At 56.7% G+C, this 17,171-nt stretch carries 13 protein-coding genes and 1 pseudogene; 7 read left to right on the top strand and 7 right to left on the bottom strand.

Translation table 11 applies throughout. The features are described 5' to 3' along the window. Positions 1-2,889, bottom strand: coding sequence for a hybrid sensor histidine kinase/response regulator (locus HUE57_RS15935; protein WP_078483413.1), 2,889 nt, complete (start codon positions 2,887-2,889; stop codon positions 1-3). 427 nt (positions 2,890-3,316) lie between these two features. Here HUE57_RS15935 and HUE57_RS15930 point away from each other — a divergent pair, with 427 nt between their 5' ends. The 7 genes from HUE57_RS15930 (at position 3,317) to HUE57_RS15900 (ending at position 13,982) form a co-directional block, all read left to right on the top strand. Continuing rightward, positions 3,317-4,984 (top strand): NAD(P)-binding protein, encoded by a 1,668-nt coding sequence (locus tag HUE57_RS15930; RefSeq protein WP_078483414.1) that lies wholly within the window; start codon positions 3,317-3,319, stop codon positions 4,982-4,984. Between the two features lie 5 nt (positions 4,985-4,989). Next, positions 4,990-8,574, top strand: a complete 3,585-nt coding sequence (gene nifJ / locus HUE57_RS15925; RefSeq protein ID WP_078483415.1) for a pyruvate:ferredoxin (flavodoxin) oxidoreductase — start codon at positions 4,990-4,992, stop codon at positions 8,572-8,574. Positions 8,575-8,595: 21 nt separating this feature from the next. Further along, a complete protein-coding gene (locus HUE57_RS15920; RefSeq protein WP_172840223.1) occupies positions 8,596-8,742 on the top strand; it encodes a hypothetical protein in 147 nt (48 codons plus the stop codon). 480 nt (positions 8,743-9,222) lie between these two features. Further along, positions 9,223-10,044 (top strand): flagellar protein MotY, encoded by an 822-nt coding sequence (locus HUE57_RS15915; RefSeq protein ID WP_174673513.1) that lies wholly within the window; start codon positions 9,223-9,225, stop codon positions 10,042-10,044. Positions 10,045-10,260: 216 nt separating this feature from the next. Then, positions 10,261-11,475, top strand: a complete 1,215-nt coding sequence (locus HUE57_RS15910; RefSeq protein ID WP_078483417.1) for an argininosuccinate synthase — start codon at positions 10,261-10,263, stop codon at positions 11,473-11,475. Between the two features lie 100 nt (positions 11,476-11,575). Beyond that, positions 11,576-11,965: a lactoylglutathione lyase gene (gene gloA, locus HUE57_RS15905; protein WP_236725665.1), complete on the top strand. Its 390-nt coding sequence runs from the start codon at positions 11,576-11,578 to the stop codon at positions 11,963-11,965. A 100-nt stretch (positions 11,966-12,065) separates the two neighbouring features. Continuing rightward, the gene (locus tag HUE57_RS15900; RefSeq protein ID WP_078483419.1) at positions 12,066-13,982 is read left to right on the top strand and encodes a transglycosylase SLT domain-containing protein; all 1,917 of its coding nucleotides are present in this window, start codon (positions 12,066-12,068) and stop codon (positions 13,980-13,982) included. 72 nt (positions 13,983-14,054) lie between these two features. Here HUE57_RS15900 and HUE57_RS15895 read toward each other — a convergent pair. From HUE57_RS15895 to HUE57_RS15870, 6 genes and pseudogenes are all read right to left on the bottom strand, one after another. Then, a pseudogene (locus HUE57_RS15895) lies at positions 14,055-14,234 on the bottom strand (cyanase); the annotation flags it as partial. Beyond that, complete coding sequence (locus HUE57_RS15890; protein WP_135622124.1) at positions 14,197-14,397, bottom strand: hypothetical protein; 201 nt, start codon at positions 14,395-14,397, stop codon at positions 14,197-14,199. The gene HUE57_RS15890 and the pseudogene HUE57_RS15895, both read right to left, overlap by 38 nt. Before the next feature lie 137 nt (positions 14,398-14,534). Beyond that, a complete protein-coding gene (locus tag HUE57_RS15885; RefSeq protein ID WP_078483420.1) occupies positions 14,535-14,861 on the bottom strand; it encodes a TusE/DsrC/DsvC family sulfur relay protein in 327 nt (108 codons plus the stop codon). A gap of 97 nt (positions 14,862-14,958) precedes the next feature. Next, positions 14,959-15,549, bottom strand: coding sequence for an HvfX family Cu-binding RiPP maturation protein (locus tag HUE57_RS15880; protein WP_078483421.1), 591 nt, complete (start codon positions 15,547-15,549; stop codon positions 14,959-14,961). A gap of 9 nt (positions 15,550-15,558) precedes the next feature. Next, positions 15,559-16,335 carry an HvfC family RiPP maturation protein gene (locus tag HUE57_RS15875; protein ID WP_174673512.1) on the bottom strand — a complete coding sequence of 259 codons (777 nt, stop codon included), beginning with the start codon at positions 16,333-16,335 and terminating at the stop codon, positions 15,559-15,561. Then, positions 16,322-17,170: an HvfB family MNIO-type RiPP peptide maturase gene (locus tag HUE57_RS15870; protein ID WP_174673511.1), complete on the bottom strand. Its 849-nt coding sequence runs from the start codon at positions 17,168-17,170 to the stop codon at positions 16,322-16,324. Before HUE57_RS15870 ends, HUE57_RS15875 begins: the two co-directional genes overlap by 14 nt. Position 17,171: the final 1 nt, after the last annotated feature.

Here is a 17,171-nt window from a genome sequence, read left to right as displayed (position 1 = left end):
TTACTCCTTCAACATCCGATTGATTGTGGTCAGCAGCTGTTCGTTACTGGTCATCGATTTGGTGAGTGCCGCACCCACCTGGCGGGTGATCTCATCATCAGGGACCTGTGCCGAGAAGATGACCACCGGTGCGTGCCCCTTGAGCTCGTCGAGCAGCTCGACACCTGATCCGTCGGCGAGACCCAGATCGAGAATTACCAGCTCGAATTGATGGCTGGCCAACTGTTCACGTGCCTCTTTCACACTGCTGGCGAAGCTGAGGTCGGCCATCTCCTCAAGCAGGGTCTGCACGATCTGCACGATATCCGGGTCATCCTCGATGTGCAGAATGTGTGGACGCACGGTGTGGCTCAACGCTGAGCGCATGGCATACTCCAGCCGCGCCTGATCGACCGGTTTTTGCAGCCAGTCGACAACGGTTACCGCGTCGCCTGCAAAGGCGGCACGCCCCTCTTCGGCACGCCCCGAGACAACGATGATCGGCAGCTCTGCCGTCTCAGGGTTGTTTCTGAGTTCCTGAAGCAATTGTAGGCCATCGGCATCCGGCAGGGTGAGGTCGAGCAACATGAAACGGTATAGGTGACTATTAAGCAGGGTGCGAGCGGCTGCGGCCGTGGTGGCGATATCGGCCTTACCCCCCTGGGTCTCGACCATTTCGGCCAATATGGTGGCGACATCGGCGTTATCCTCGCAGATGAGGACCTGTGCCTCTTCACTCGCTTGAGGCGATTCGCTCTCCGCTTCCATGGCCGATAGATCGAAGAAGAAGCGTGTCCCCTTACCCAGCTCCGATTCATAGTCGATGCTACCGCCGTGTCGTTCGATGATCGCCTTGGTGATGCTGAGTCCCAGTCCGGTTCCCCCCTTCTCCCGAGTGTCGGAGCTGTCGGCCTGCGCAAAGCGCTGAAAAATAGTACTGCGAAACGCCTCCGGGATGCCGCTGCCGTGGTCGCAAACGGCAATGCGATAACCGCTGTCGCCTGCCTCGATGACCAGCTCAACCTCGCCGCCTGGATGAGAGTACTTCACCGCATTGGAGATCAGGTTGGCGAAAACCTGCAGTAGCCGGTGTTCATCGCCATAGATTGCGGCTTCAGTCAGGCTGGTGGTGAGAATAAGCGAGACGTCGTGTTTGTTGGCGTAGCCGTGATTGTCTTCAATGGCCTGCTGTGCCAGCGGGATCAGATCCTGTGCCTTGAATTCGAATACCAGTCGCCCCGATTCGATCTTCTCCAGATCGAGGATGTCATTGATCAGCAGTGTCAGGCGCTCACTATTGCGGTTGGCCATCTCCAGCATCTTGCGCGCCTTGGCCGGGAGTTGATCGGCGACCTTGCCGAGTACCAGATCGAGTGCGCCGCGGATAGAGGTCAGAGGGGTACGAAGTTCATGGCTAACGGTGGAGACGAATTCACTCTTGACCTGCTCCAACATTTTTCGCTCGGTAATGTCGCGCACGATGCCGGTAAACATCCGCTGTTCATGGACCACCATCTCGCTGACGGCGAGTTCCATCGGGAAGGCCGAGCCATCTTTGCGTTGACCGGTCACTTCGCGGCCGATACCGATGATCTTTTTCTCTCCACTGGTGAGGTAATTCTCAAGGTAACCGTCGTGGGCACTATGAAAGGGTTCGGGCATCAGCATGTTGATATTGTTACCGATGACCTCTTCAGCGGGATAGCCGAAGATCTTTTCGGCAGCAGGATTGAAGGTCTGCACTGCACCTTTGGTATCGATGGTGATAATGCCGTCGACTACCGTCTCCAGTACGGCGCGATTGGTCTCGCGACTGGCGTTCAACTCGGCAGTGCGTTGCTCGACAAGCTGCTGGATATCCACACGTCGGCGCTGCAGTGAATTGAGATAGCCCCCCGCCAGCAGGGTAAAGAGCAGGCTTACGATCAGGGCGAACAGGGGCGTGGTGCTCTGGCCTGTCTCAAAATAACCGGGGATCGGGCGGAGCACGGTGCGCCATACGGTGTCGGCGAGAGGGAGATTCTTGCTGACAAGATGCCCCTTGTTGAGCTGTGAGACGGGCATGGGAGGTATCGGTGTGCTGCGAGCACGGGAGGGGTGGAAATAGAGGATCTCGGCAGATCTTCTGGGGTCGACGTCGACAATATAGACATCGAGGCCGGCACTCTTTGGAATGTGTCGCTGGTAGGCCGTTTCGACCATGCTGGCGACGTCGATGCGCAGGCCGATGAAACCGCGTAGCTGAGCGGGAGGGTCGTTACCCGTATCACTCTGCAATGGCCGTTCGAAGACAGGCAGGAAGAGCTCCATGGTTGCATTGTTTTGCTGAGAGAATCGTTTGTCACCCAGAAGTGAGACGATCTGTTTCGCTGCTGTGGTGTGTGTCAGTAGTTGTTGGTAGGTGGAGAGCGTGCTCAGGTTCAATCCCTGGGGTAGCCATGGTGTCTCACGGTTGTAGGCGTGGTAGACGATCAGGTTCTCATCGCGGGGATCACTTTTAACCAGTTTTCCGCTCTCCGCGGATAGCTCTCTGATCTGATAGTCGCGATAGTTGTCACCACGTGCCTTGTCGTAGAGGCTCTCTATCTCACTACCTCGCACCCTCTCGATCCAGACGGCATTGCGGATCTCCGTCTGCCTGGGAAAGGCGACCTGGAGGAAGGTTCTGAACTCATTTGGACCAACATGGGTGGAGGCGGCGTAGAGCCCATCGAGGCCATGCAGCGCCTCCTCGATCGCCTCACCCTCAACGGCGAGTGCTGCGCTGCGCTGCTCGGCCTGGCTGATGAGTTTTAGCTGAATCTCATCGTCCTCTATCTGTCGAAGTAGCGTGTAGAGCAGTAGCGAGAGTAAGCCGCCAACCAGGAGTGTGATCAGGCCAAGGGTTTGCAGTCGATCAGTTCTGTTCATGATAGCTAGTTGTCATTGGTTTATTGTTGTTTTTGGCGCTGCGCTGGGTTGATTATCTTTTAACACTAGATGAATTTCAGTGGGTGAGCGAATTGCCACCCTAACCAAATGGGAATGATCTCCTGGTGTTGATGTTTTATAGGTACGGTTTGAAGAAATAGTTTCAATAATTAACGACCACTCCGACCGGATCAGGGGAGTGTCTCGAGCGTTGACTAGGCTGATAACAGGTTTTGCCTATCTAGTGGTGCCGTCACGATTGCTTGATGTGCAAGGCAGGCGTTCTCGTCCAATTACCCCTACGCCCTATACCTATATAGGTAATGTGTTTGGTTTTCGTCTCGCTGAAACGGTACAATGCTGCCTTTTGCTGACACCCCCTGTGCGTGTCGCGCTATCTCATTGATTGTATAGAGAGAAATGTCCCATGACCGCCAAGGATATGACTGCCCATCTGGACCCGGATAAGTTTGCCAAGGGCACCGGTGCGTTACGATCCCGTCGCCCGATCTATATGGATTACCTGCCCCCCTGTAACCACGGCTGCCCAGCAGGTGAGGATATTCAGGGTTGGCTGGCACTGGCTCAGGCTGGCGAATACCACGCCGCCTGGCAGCTGCTACTGGAGAACAACCCCTTCCCGGCGATTCACGGCCGTGTCTGTTATCACCCCTGTGAGACCGCCTGTAACCGCGCCTACACCGATGCCGAGGTGAGTATCCACGCCGTTGAGCGTTTCCTCGGTGATATGGCGATGGAGCAGGGCTGGAAGCCAGAATTCACCGCCCCTGCTGGTGGCAAGCGGGTGATGGTGGTTGGTGCGGGGCCCAGTGGCCTCTCTGCCGCCTACCACCTGACCCGCCTCGGCCACGAGGTAGAGATCTTCGAGGCCGGTCCGGTCGCAGGTGGCATGATCCACTTCGGTATCCCCGCCTATCGCATGCCACGCGATGAACTCAAACGTGAGATCAAGCGTGTTGAGGATATGGGAGTGAAGATCCACCTCAACCACCGCATCGAGGATGTGCAGACGGAGAAGGAGAAGGGCAACTTCCAGGCGGTGTTTGTCGCAGTCGGTGCCCACATCTCCAAGAACATCGACGTACCGGCGCGTGATGCCAAGGGCATGATGGATGCGGTCAGTTTCCTCAAGAGTGTGGAGAATGGCGAGCCGGTTCAGCTCGGTCGTCGTGTTGCGATCTACGGCGGTGGTAATACCGCGATGGATGCCGCGCGTGTCGCCAAGCGCATGGGTGTCGATGAGGCGATGATCATCTACCGCCGCGACCGCGACAACATGGCCGCCCACGACTTCGAGGCCGACGAGGCGCTGGAGGAGGGGGTCAAGATCAACTGGCTGCGCACCATCAAGGAGGTTGATGGTGGCACCATCGAGGTTGAGATCATGGAGCTGGGCGAAGATGGTCGTCCCCAGCCCACCGGCAAGTTCGAGAAGCTGGAGGCCGACTCGCTGATCATGGCGGTGGGTCAGCAGACCGATACCGGCTTCCTCTGTGATGTTCCCGGTATCGAGTTCAAACGCGATGACACCGTTGTGGTTGGTGAGAACATGATGACCGGCGCGGATGGAATCTTCGCTGGCGGCGATATGGTCCCTACCGATCGCTCGGTCACCATCGCTACCGGCCACGGCAAGAAGGCGGCACGCTATATCGATGGCTGGTTGCGCGGCGAGACCTATCAGCCTCTTTCCAAGCACCCGATTGTCGATCACGAAAAGCTACAGCTCTGGTACCGTACCGAGGCACCGATGACCGAGCAGCAAAATCTGCCGCTCTCCCAGCGTCTCGGTGGTTTTGAAGAGATTCTGCAGGGAATCTCGGAGAAGGAGGCGGTCTACGAGTCGAAACGTTGCCTCTCCTGCGGTAACTGCTTCGAGTGTGACGGCTGCTACGGCTCCTGTCCTGAGGATGCGATCATCAAGCTCGGTCCCGGCAAGAAGTACCAGTACAACTATGAGCTCTGCACCGGTTGCGCCGTCTGCCAGGAGCAGTGCCCCTGTCACGCGATCGAGATGATCCCTGAGAGCGAGTCGGCCGGCATCATCGGCTGCGCCCCGGAAAACAAGAGATAAACAGTATGAGTGAACAGAACAACACCAGGAAGGTTACCGTCGATGGTGGTAACGCCGTCGCACACATCGCCTACCGGGTCAGCGACATCTGCTCGATCTACCCGATCACCCCCTCGTCCGATATGTCGGAACTCTCCGATCTGTGGGCGACCCAGGGGATTAAGAATATCTGGGGCCAGGTGCCACAGGTCATCGAGATGCAGAGTGAGGGAGGTGCCGCCGGTACCGCCCACGGCGCACTGCAGACCGGTGCACTGACCACCACCTTTACCGCCTCGCAGGGGCTGCTGTTGATGTTGCCCAACATGTACAAGATTGCCGGTGAGCTGACCTCGTCGGTGTTCCATGTCGCGGCCCGCTCAATCGCCGCCCAGGCACTGTCGATCTTCGGTGACCATCAGGATGTGATGGCGGCGCGCATGACCGGTTTTGCCATGCTCGCCTCCAATTCGGTACAGGAGGCGCACGATGCGGCGCTGATTACCCACGCCGCGACGCTCAAGGCGCGCGTACCGTTCATCAACTTCTTCGACGGTTTCCGTACCTCGCACGAGATCAACAAGATCAGCCTCATCACCGATGATCAGATCCGCGAGATGATCAGCGAAGAGATGGTCTTTGCTCACCGTAACCGTGCACTCAATCCCGATAACCCCTTTATTCGCGGTACTGCGCAGAACCCCGATGTCTACTTCCAGGGGCGTGAGAGTTCCAACCCCTACTACGACACGGTGCCTGAAATTGTCCAGGAGACGATGGATGAACTGGCCAGGCTGACCGGACGTCAGTATCACCTGTTCGACTACTACGGCGCAGAGGATGCCGAAGAGGTGGTGGTGATGATGGGCTCTGGTGCACAGACCGTCGAGCAGACCATCGACGAGATGAACGCCAACGGTCGTAAGCTGGGTCTGGTGATGGTGCGTCTGTTCCGTCCCTTCAGCATGAAACACCTGCTCGGGGCGCTACCGAAGAGCTGCAAGAAGATCGCCGTGCTCGACCGTACCAAGGAGCCAGGTGGCGCGGGCGAGCCGCTCTATCAGGATGTGATCACGGGCCTGGCCGAGGCGCTGGGTGAGGGGATGATCGATGCGATGCCGCGTGTGATCGGTGGTCGTTACGGTCTCTCCTCCAAGGAGTTCACTCCGGCGATGGCGCGTGCGGTTTTCGATAACCTCGCCGCCGATAACGCCAAGAACCACTTCACCGTCGGCATCAACGACGATGTGACCCACAGCTCGATCGAGTTCGATCACGGTTTCGATATCGAACCCGATAACGTCACCCGTGCGATGTTCTTCGGTCTCGGTTCTGATGGCACCGTTTCGGCCAACAAGAACTCGATCAAGATTATCGGTGAGAGCACCGATCTCTACTGTCAGGGCTACTTCGTCTACGATTCGAAGAAGGCGGGTTCGCAGACCACCTCGCATCTGCGCTTCGGTCCCGACCCGATCAAGGCCCCCTATCTGATCACCTCGGCCAACTTCATCGCCTGCCACAAGTACAACTTCATCGATCAGGTGGAGATGCTCGACAAGGCGGCCGACAAGGCGGTCTTCCTGCTCAACAGCCCGGTCGCTGCCGATAAGGTCTGGGACGATCTGCCAGAGCCGGTACAGCAGCAGATTATCGACAAGAACATCAGCTTCTACGTTATCGACGCCACCACCGTGGCACGTAATGCCGGTATGGGTCGTCGTATCAACACCATTATGCAGACCTGCTTCTTCGCCCTCTCCGGCGTGCTGCCACGTGATGAGGCGATCGCCAACATCAAGGCGGCGATCGAGAAGACCTATATGCGTAAGGGTCAGGAGATTGTCGATCTCAACTTCAAGGCGGTTGATGCCTCACTCGATCATCTGCACCAGGTTGAGGTGCCGGAACGTATCAGCTCCAGCCACGGTATGAAGCCGTCGGTTTCAGTACAGGCGCCGACCTTTGTTCAGGAGGTCACGGCACCGATGCTCGCGGGCCGTGGTGACGATCTACCGGTCTCGATGATTCCGGTCGATGGCACCTACCCTAGCGGTACTGCCCGCTGGGAGAAACGTAACATCGCTGACTTCGTGCCGAAGTGGGAGCCCGATGTCTGCATCCAGTGTGGTAACTGCTCCTTCGTCTGCCCGCACAGCGTAATTCGCGCCCGTTTCTATCACGAAGATACGCTCAATAACGCACCGGCGACCTTTGAGTCGGCGCCCGTCTCGGCTCGCGGTTTCCCCGAGTCACGCTACACCCTGCAGATCTATGTTGAGGACTGCACCGGTTGTGGCCTCTGCGTCGAGGCGTGTCCCGCTTACGATCAGAACGACGACTCGAATTCGCGCAAGGCGATCAACATGATGGCCAAAGAGCCCGATCTTGATGAGGCCAGAGCCAATATCGATTTCTTCGACACCATCCCGGTTAACAAACGCTCCACGGTCAACTTCGCCTCGGTGCGTGGTGCCCAGTTCCTCGAACCGCTGTTTGAGTTCTCTGGTGCCTGTGCCGGTTGTGGTGAGACCCCCTATGTACGTCTGCTGACCCAGCTCTTTGGTCCGCGACTGCTGGTGGCCAACGCCACCGGCTGCTCCTCGATCTATGGCGGTAATCTGCCGGCGACACCGTGGAGTACCAATAGAGAGGGGCGTGGTCCTGCCTGGTCCAACTCGCTGTTTGAGGACAACGCCGAGTTTGGTCTCGGCATGCGTGTCTCGGCCGACCAGCAGCTGGTGATGGCCAAGGATATGCTCTCCGGGATGACCGATCACTTCGATCAGGCGTTCATCGATTCGTTGATGGATACCAGTCAGGAGATCGGTACCGAGATGCATCAGCAGCGAGAGCGGGTGAAAGAGCTCAAGCGTCGTCTGGAGACGATTGACGACCCGAAGGCAAAGGCGCTGCTGACCGTGGCCGATCATCTGGTTCGTCGTTCAGTATGGCTGGTCGGTGGTGACGGTTGGGCCTACGACATCGGCTCGGGTGGTCTCGACCACGCACTCGCCTCCGGTCGTAACATCAACGTGCTGGTGCTCGATACCGAGGTCTACTCCAACACCGGTGGTCAGGCCTCCAAGTCGACACCGATTGCAGCAACGGCCAAGTTTGCTGCCGCCGGTAAGGCGGTGACGAAGAAGGATCTGGCGCTGCAGGCGATCTCCTACGGTAACGTTTATGTCGCCCGCGTGGCCTTTGGTGCCAACCCGCAGCAGACCCTGCAGGCGATGCGTGAAGCTGAGGCCTATCCAGGCCCATCAATCATCCTTGCCTACAGCCCCTGTATTGCACACGGCATCGATCTGCGCGATGGTCTGTCGCAGCAGGAGAAGGCGGTTGAATCCGGTTACTGGCCACTGCTGCGCTACAACCCGCAGCGTCGCAAGGCGGGTCTACGTCCCTTCATCCTCGACTCCACGCGCCCCTCGATTCCACTCGAGGAGTTCGCCTACAACGAACAGCGCTACAAGCTGCTGCAGAAGAACAATGCCGATGCCGCCGCCAAGCTGATGAAGCTGGCTCAGGAGTCGCTCGATCTGCGCTGGCAGACCTACGAGCATATGGCCGAGCAGGAGCCTGCCCACTTCCAGCCGGTTGGCTAGGGAAGGGCGGAACTAAAGACGATGTGTCTGGCACTCCCCAGAGATGGCAAGAGTGGTCTGAGCGGCAAGCCGCCCGGACCGATTAAGCTCTTCTTTGGTGGTCTGGCCTTTATCGCCGTACTGCTGTTCGCCATGCTTAGTTCGGCTTGGCGAGGTAGTGGTAGCTGATCTGTGCGTCATGGATCGTATAAAAGGGGTGTCCTTCGGGATGCCCCTTTCTGTTTGAAAGGCTAGTTGTCGCCATTGCCAGTTGTGCCATGAGTAAAGATTGCACCGATCTGGCCGACAATAGGTGTACGAGAAGTTGTAATTGTGATGTGGGGTGTCCCTTGAAGCGTCTGTTTTCATTGGTTTTACTGTTGCTGGCGCTGACCGCCATGGATAGCGAAGCGAAGGCGGTTAGTCCCCGATAGTCGACGCCGTCTGCCTATTCGTAGTTGAGAGCGTGAGCGAACGACGGAGAAGATGCAGCAGCGGCTTTATGTCGGCGTAGAGTCACTGAGGGAGTTGTGTAGAGCCGCGAAGAGGTGATTACGCAACGTACGCAGGACGTCGGGGCGCCGTAGGCATAAACGGTCGCGTTAAGTATTTGCCGCTTGCTTGGGCTTGGATGCCCAAAACAAGCTTCCGCAAAATATCGACTCCCCGATGTCGTTATCTGCGAGAGCGGAGTACCAGAGCTATGCGGCGACGCTGGAGAGCTCGAGCTGGAGCGCGATCAGCAGCAAGGGGAGCTGTGAGCTCTCCCACATCATTCCCTACTACGGTATCGCTACCTTTGTGCGCCGTATCGATAGCGACATGGTCTTTTTTATCTCCACCAACCGTGAAGAGGCGCGTTCAGGTAAGGCGCATATCTCCTCCTATCCGACCGGTTGGCAGTCGTCGCAGCAGGTGCGTGAGGTGGGTTCGACGCGCATGAGCAAGGGCCGCCGTCCCTTCTATATAAAGGGCGAGATGGCGCTGCGTATGCTCTACGAGTTGGAGGAGGGGATGCAGCCCACCTTCAGCTACGGTGATTGGGCGAACGGTAAGGATCAGATCAAGGTAACGCTCTCGACCGTTAAGTTCCGTGATGGTCTGGATGAGTTTCTCGGTTGCGTGGCCGGGCTGCCGCCCTACGAGTACGACACCGTCAGCGATATGGTGATCTTTTTCGCCTCAGGCAGCACCGGCCTGAGTCGTATGGCACGGGCGGAGCTTGACCGTCTCACCCAGTATCTGCGTTACGACCCGAAGGTGAAGTCGATTATGATCGCCGGTCATACCGACAGTGACGGCGAGATGGATAAAAATGAGGTGACTGCACGCAAACGTGCCGATACGGTGGAGCGCTATCTGCTCGACTTTGGTGTCGATAGCAGCATCATCACCACCGACGCCTTTGGTGAGCGTCGTCCGATGGAGAGCAATCTGACTCCGAAGGGGCGTGCCAAGAACCGCCGCGTCTCGATCGAACTCTCCAAGTAGAGAGGCGCACTGCGTAACGATTTTCGCTATAATCCCGCCCTTGGTTAGCCGCAGGGGCGGGCATTTTGTTGCAATCAGGACGCGGATTTCCTCCGCACCTTACCCTCCCCCTCTGGCTTGAAAGCTATTCGCACAATCGGCTCAGGTGTCTGCCGCTTGATGCGTTCTCCCAGATTTTTGATGCGGGTCCCATAGGGACCGATAGACGAGGTTCTGATGTCTGATGTGAAGAAAGTGGTGCTGGCCTACTCGGGTGGTCTCGATACCTCAATCATCCTCAAGTGGTTGCAGGATGAGTACAACTGCGAGGTGGTGACCTTTACCGCCGATATCGGTCAGGGCGAGGAGGTCGAACCGGCCCGCGCCAAGGCGAAAGCGGCAGGTGTCAAAGAGATCTATATCGACGATATGCGTGAGGAGTTTGCCCGCGACTTCGTCTTTCCAATGTTCCGTGCCAATGCGATCTATGAGGGCGAGTATCTGCTCGGTACCTCGATTGCTCGTCCGCTGATCTCAAAACGTCTGATCGAGATTGCCAAAGAGACCGGTGCTGATGCCATCTCCCACGGTGCTACCGGCAAGGGTAACGATCAGGTGCGTTTTGAACTCGGAGCCTATGCGCTGATGCCCGGTGTCCATGTGATCGCCCCGTGGCGTGAGTGGGACCTGAACTCCCGCGAGTCGCTGATGGCCTACGCCGAAGAGCACGGCATCGAGATCGATTATGCCAAGCAGAGTAAAAAATCCCCCTATTCAATGGATGCCAATCTGCTGCACATCTCTTACGAGGGCGACATTCTTGAGGATCCCTGGAATGAGCCTGAGGATGATATGTGGCGCTGGAGCGTCTCTCCTGAGCAGGCCCCTGACGAGCCGACCTATCTTGAGCTGAGCTATGAGAAGGGCGATATCGTTGCCATCAACGGTGAGGCGATGAGCCCTGCCACGGTGATGGAGACGCTGAACAAGATTGGTGGTGATAACGGTATCGGTCGTGATGACATCGTCGAGAACCGCTACGTCGGCATGAAGTCACGCGGCTGCTACGAGACTCCCGCCGGCACCATCATGCTGCGTGCACATCGTGCCATGGAGTCGCTGACCCTTGATCGTGAGGCGATGCATCTGAAGGATGAGCTGATGCCACGCTACGCCAAGCTGATCTATAACGGTTACTGGTGGAGCCCTGAGCGCGAGATGCTGCAGGCGGCGATCGATCTGAGCCAGGAGCACGTTAACGGTACCGTGCGCATCAAGCTCTACAAGGGCAACGTCTACATTGCCGGTCGTAAGTCGGAGAAGGATTCACTCTTTGATGAGAGTATCGCCACCTTTGAGGATGACGCGGGTGCCTACGATCAGAAGGATGCAGCGGGCTTTATTAAGCTCAACGCGCTGCGTCTGCGTATCGGTGCCAAGCGCGGTAACTGACGCCAGTAACGCCAAAATAACCCTCTGCAGCCTCGGGTTGCAGGGGGTTTTTTTTTCGGCGCACCATCCACCCAATAATCGATGGCTCTATGGAGAGGCTATGAGAATTTTGCACACCATGCTCCGCACAGGCGACCTGAATCGTTCGATCGCCTTCTATACCGAGGTGCTCGGTATGCAGCTACTGCGCAGCAAAGAGTATCCCGATGGTGAGTTCACACTCGCCTTTCTCGGCTACGGTGGTGAAGCCGACAATACGGTCATTGAACTGACCTACAATTGGGGTGTTGAGTCTTATGAGATCGGCACTGCCTTTGGCCACATCGCCCTGGAGGTCGACGATGTCTACCAGGCGACCGAGCAGATCCGCGAACGTGGCGGCAAAATTCTGCGTGATGCCGGGCCGATGAATGCTGGCTCCACCATCATCGCCTTTGTTGAGGATCCGGACGGCTACCAGATCGAGTTGATCGGCGTACGAGATCGATAATCTTCCACTATTTGTAGAGTTTTGACGACGATTAGCCGCCTGCCGTGCTGTTAGAATGGCCCCTTTACCGCTACTTTAAGTAGACGATATCTACGATCACATGCGCCCACTTTTCTCCATCCTGCTGCTGTCGGTTTGGCTGCTCCTCTCAGGTACAGTTTCTGCGGGTGAGTACGATAGCGAACGCCGTCTCTATAAAGATGCGGTCTCGGCGTTCAAGGCGAAGGATAAGCCGCGTTTCAAACGGGTGATGAAAAAGCTCACTCACTACCCTCTCTACCCCTACCTGCAGCAGAGCGAACTGCTGCAGCGTCTCGATAGGGTCTCAGATAGTGAGTTGAGGCGTTTTATAAAACGTTACTCGGATCTGCCTCTGGCCTCACGCCTGTTGGGTAAATATCTACTCAAACTCGGTAAGCGTGGTGAATGGTCTCGCTATCTGAAGCACTACGACGGTCGTGATGGTGCTAAATATCGATGTTACGCACTACGTGCCGAGAGCCGTAGCAAGGGTGTCGATAAGTTGCTGCCACAGATTGAGAAGATCTGGCTCAGTGGAAAGTCGCAACCGAAGGCTTGTGATCCACTCTTCGCCGTGCTCGATAAGAGTCCGCGTATGACGGGCGCACTGATCTGGAAACGGATCGGTTTGGCCGTTGAGCAAGGCAATATCACCCTTGCCAACTATCTGGCGAAACGGTTGAGTAAAAGTGATCGGGCGCGTTTTACGCTGTGGAAACAGGTGCGGCGTGACCCGGCCAAATACCTGCCGTCGAAAAAGTTGAAACGCGATGATGCACTTAATCGACGCATCGTTATCTACGGAAGCAAAAGACTGGCAAGAAAGGATGCAACCAAGGCGTGGAAACAGTGGAGCAAGATTGAGCATGGTTATCGCTTTAGTGATAAGGATCGTGCAGAGGTAGCACGCTATATCGTGGTGCGAGGTGGACTGCAGAAACGACCCGAGACACGCGACTGGATCACTGCGTTGAAGCCGCAATGGATCAATGATGAGGTGCTGCGTTGGCAGGCCAAACTTGCCATCTATCAGAACGACTGGCCGCTGCTGAAGAGGAGTATCAAGGCCCTGCCCAAGGATCAGCAGCAGGAGAAACAGTGGCGTTACTGGCAGGCACGTGCCGCAGAGGCGAGTGGCGATAGACGTAGCGCGAATAAAACCTATGTCGATCTTGCGGGTACGGTGAGTTATTACGGATTTCTATCGGCAGACAAAACCAAACGGCCCTACCATCTCACCTCGATTCCGTTACTCGATGAAGATACCGGTATCGAAAAGATCGCTGCACTGGATGCGGTAAAACGTACCCGTGAACTACTCCACTTCAACCGCAACACCGAGGCGCGACGCGAGTGGCACCAGCTGCTGAGTGGATTCGATAATCAACAGACTCGACTGGCTGCAGTGCTGGCGAGTCGCTGGAGCTGGCACGATGGTGCGATCCTCACCACGGCCCGTACCGGTCAATTGAGCGATCTGGAGCTCCGTTTTCCCACGCCCTTTAAACAGCTGGTCGTGAAAAATGCCAAGCGTCAGAAGATCGATCCCGAGTGGGTCTTCGGCGTGCTGCGGCGTGAGAGCGCCTTTATGGCCGATGCCCAGTCAGGCGTCGGTGCGCTGGGCCTGATGCAGCTGATGCCAAAAACAGCACGAGAGCTCTCCAGGAGTCTCGGTATCAAGCGATTGCGCAGCAACGATATCCTGCAGCCCTCACGCAATATACAACTCGGTAGCAGTTATCTGCGGCGCATGCTCGATCGGTTTAATAATAATCAGGCGTTGGCCACTGCGGCCTATAACGCCGGTCCGCATCGTGTCGATAGCTGGTTGCCTGATAGCGGTACGACGCCTGCCGATGAGTGGGTGGAGCTGATCCCCTACAGTGAGACGCGTGATTATGTGAAAGCAGTGATGGCCTACACGACGATCTTTGACGATAAGTTGAATCGGCGGACATCATCGCTTAAGTCGCGCATGAAGGATGTGAAACGATAGGTTGTGCGTTTGAATGACTAGTACTCACTCCACATAAATCGATGTGGTGTGAGTCATCAGTGGATAAGCGTTCTACCCGGATTTGTAGGGCAGGAATTTTCCATTCAAGGTAACGACCACGCGGTCACCGGCAGGGTTCTCCTCTCTGTCTATATCCATAGTGAAGTCGATAGCACTCATGGTGCCGTCACCGAACCTTTCGTGGATCAGTTCCTTAATCGTCTCGCCGTAGACGCCAACGATAGATAACAGGATCGGTACCGGAGTCGGGGTTCGACTCCGGTACCTCTTCGATGCTCCTGGCCTCCATCATGGATTCAGGAGGTACGACTCCAGTAAACGGGTAGCCCGGATGGAGCGAAGCGCAATCCGGGGCGTGGATTATATCGATATCCCGGATTCCACCGTGCTGCATCCGGGCCACTTATTTAGGTGACAGGGATGGGCGGTTGGTAACAGGTACCGGACTAGGGTTTTGACTCTGGTGCCTGGTCGGCTTGTAGCAACCTCAGGGATCGGAGTCACATCGACTCCGATCCGCCATAGATAGCGCTACATATACGCCTGCGCCTCTTCTCCGGGATTGGGCAGTCCCGCAATACGCCATGCCTCTTTGGCGCTGGTGAAGAGTGTGTCGAGGCAGTGGGGCTCGTTGTGGGTGATAAAACAGACGTGGGCGGGTATGGGCGGTGCCATCTGGTGAGCCTGAAACTCGCCACGCAGACATTTAATAACACGCCACTGCCCTGGTGTGAGGCTGTTGAATCCATCCAGCAGTGCGATCTTTTCGGCGATCTCTTCATCCCACTCTGCTGCATCGATCATAAAACCGTCGTGGTCGAAGGCGAGAGGTTTCTCTCCAGTCAGTAAATTACCCATGATGTACCTCCTGGCGGCCGGTTGATTCTTTCACCGCCTGATAAGGTGAATCTAGTCGCCCCTCGTGTGCTGTAAAGTTCACAGCGATTTGGTGGGGTTATGCCATGTAACGTTTGGCGATCCAGTGGTCGACGCTGAAGTAGCGTCCTGCGCCGACAAACAGCAACATCAGCAGCATGATGAAGTAGGTAGCGGCAAATTCGATGCCGTTATTGAGTACGACAAAACTGCCATTTTCGGTGAGCCAGCTATATTGCCCATGTTCGCGTAGCAGCTCCCTGGCGCGGTCGAGTCGTTCAACTGCACCGGCAGTCCGTTCGTTGGCAAAGATGCCATTACCCTCGGCGATCGCAAGCCAACCGTTCTGCCAGTGGACTGTAAGTGCGGCGACCACCATGGTCACCATCAGTGGGATGGATATCCAGCGCACCGCCAGTCCGAGCAACAGCAGGATGGCGCCACCTGCCTCTGTGATACTGGCGGCGTAGGCCATAAAGGTGGGGAAGGGGAGACCGAGACCCCAGTCGGGATTGCCAAACCAGGCGATGGTGCTCTCCATGTCAGATAGCTTCTTGGTGCCCGCCATCCAGAAGATCGGGACCAGATAGAGGCGCAGTGCCAGCGGTCCGAGAAAGTCGAAGTTGCGGGTGAGGTTGAGTAGCTCCTGTAGCCTGATCGCCAATCGCATTCCGGACTCCTATCTCTCTGGGATGTTGTGGATGCCAGTCAGCAGGTCGCGATGGCGCAGGTCGAGCAGAATTTCGGCGCCCACACTGACAATCTGCTGCGGCTGTGGGTGATTCATCTCGGTCGCGATCGATTCGAGCAGCTCGCGTCCACTGGCCGCAACATTTTGCTGAATCAGCTGAAGTAGTCTCGCGGTGACGGCGTTGATCTCAAGAAAGTGAACCGCGTCGTGCCGGTCACGATAGACCACCAGGTGGGTCTCTGTTTCGCCATCGGGGATCTGCTCTGGCCCAATGCGGTGGACGGGGTAGTGGTAGCTGAGTGGCCATGCCAGTGGTGAGAGCTGCGGTATGCCCGTTATCAGATCCCCATTGGGATCGACATCTTCGCCGATGGCTGACTCCTCAGAGATCGAGAGGGCCAGCTCAACCCATTCATAGTGGGCCAGCTCGAGCAGGAAGGGGTAGTCGTCCGCCTGTGGCTCGCGTTCATTCTGCAGGTAGTCGAGCAGCTCCTGGGCGATCTCGAGAAACAGCGGCGTCTTGCAGTGGTGTTTGACCATAAAGTCGCGAATCATCGCGTGCCACCTCTCATCGGAGGTGATAGCACGAATCACCGGAAAGGCGCTGGCGGCGAAGTTCTCGATGTTGTTGTAGAAGAGATCGCGATAGATCGCCATGCGGCGCGTCTCAATCCCATCCGGTGCCGCATTATGCTCCGGGTTACGAATATAGGCGGCGAAGTCGTATTGCTGATCGATGAAATCGGGGCGTTTAGTGGCTTGCACGTGAGCTCTCCATCTCAGCGACAACACTCTGTTGCCGTGTTCTGATCTGATCGACCTCTAGTAGCAGCTCTTCAAGCGGTGGCAGATTGAAGTCGCGCTCCAGCAGGGTCGGGATCACGCCGTGCTGCCGGTAGGTGTAGTCGAGCATCTGCCAGACACTTGGCAGTACCTCGGCACCGTGGGTATCGACTAGCAGATCTTCGGCCTCTTTATAGTGGCCGGCGATATGCAGATAGGCGATCCGCTCAGAGGGGATCGCTTTGATAAATTCGAGTGGGTCGTAACAGTGGTTAACGCTATTAACATAGACATTATTTACATCGAGCAGGATGTCGCAGTCGGCCGCTTCGATCACCGCATTGAAGAAGTCGATCTCTGCCATCTGCTGTCCGGGTGCTGCATAGTAGGAGACGTTCTCCATGGCGATGCGCTGACCCAGAATATCCTGAACCTTTCTAATGCGTGCCGCGACATGTTCGACCGCCTCCTCGGTGAAGGGGATCGGCATCAGGTCGTAGAGGTGACCGTCATCGGCACAGTAACTGAGGTGTTCGCTATAGAGCGAGATGTTGTGTTCGCCCATAAATGTTTTGAGGCGATGCAGAAAGTTTTCGTCAAGCGGTGCGGGACCGCCAACTGATAGAGAGAGGCCGTGCAGGATGAAGGGGTGGCTCTCAGTGAAGGCGCGGAACTGTTTGCCCAGCGCACCACCGACACCCATCCAGTTCTCCGGGGCGACCTCAAGGAATCCGATCTGTTCATGCGGCGTCTCGGTAAGCGGCCCCAGCAGGGGCCGCCGCAGACCGAGTCCGGCGCCATGAACCTTATGATTCATT

Source organism: Candidatus Reidiella endopervernicosa, from assembly GCF_013343005.1.
Taxonomy (GTDB): Bacteria; Pseudomonadota; Gammaproteobacteria.
Note: the sequence above shows the minus strand (reverse complement) of the source record. Positions and strands in the feature narration are given on the sequence as shown.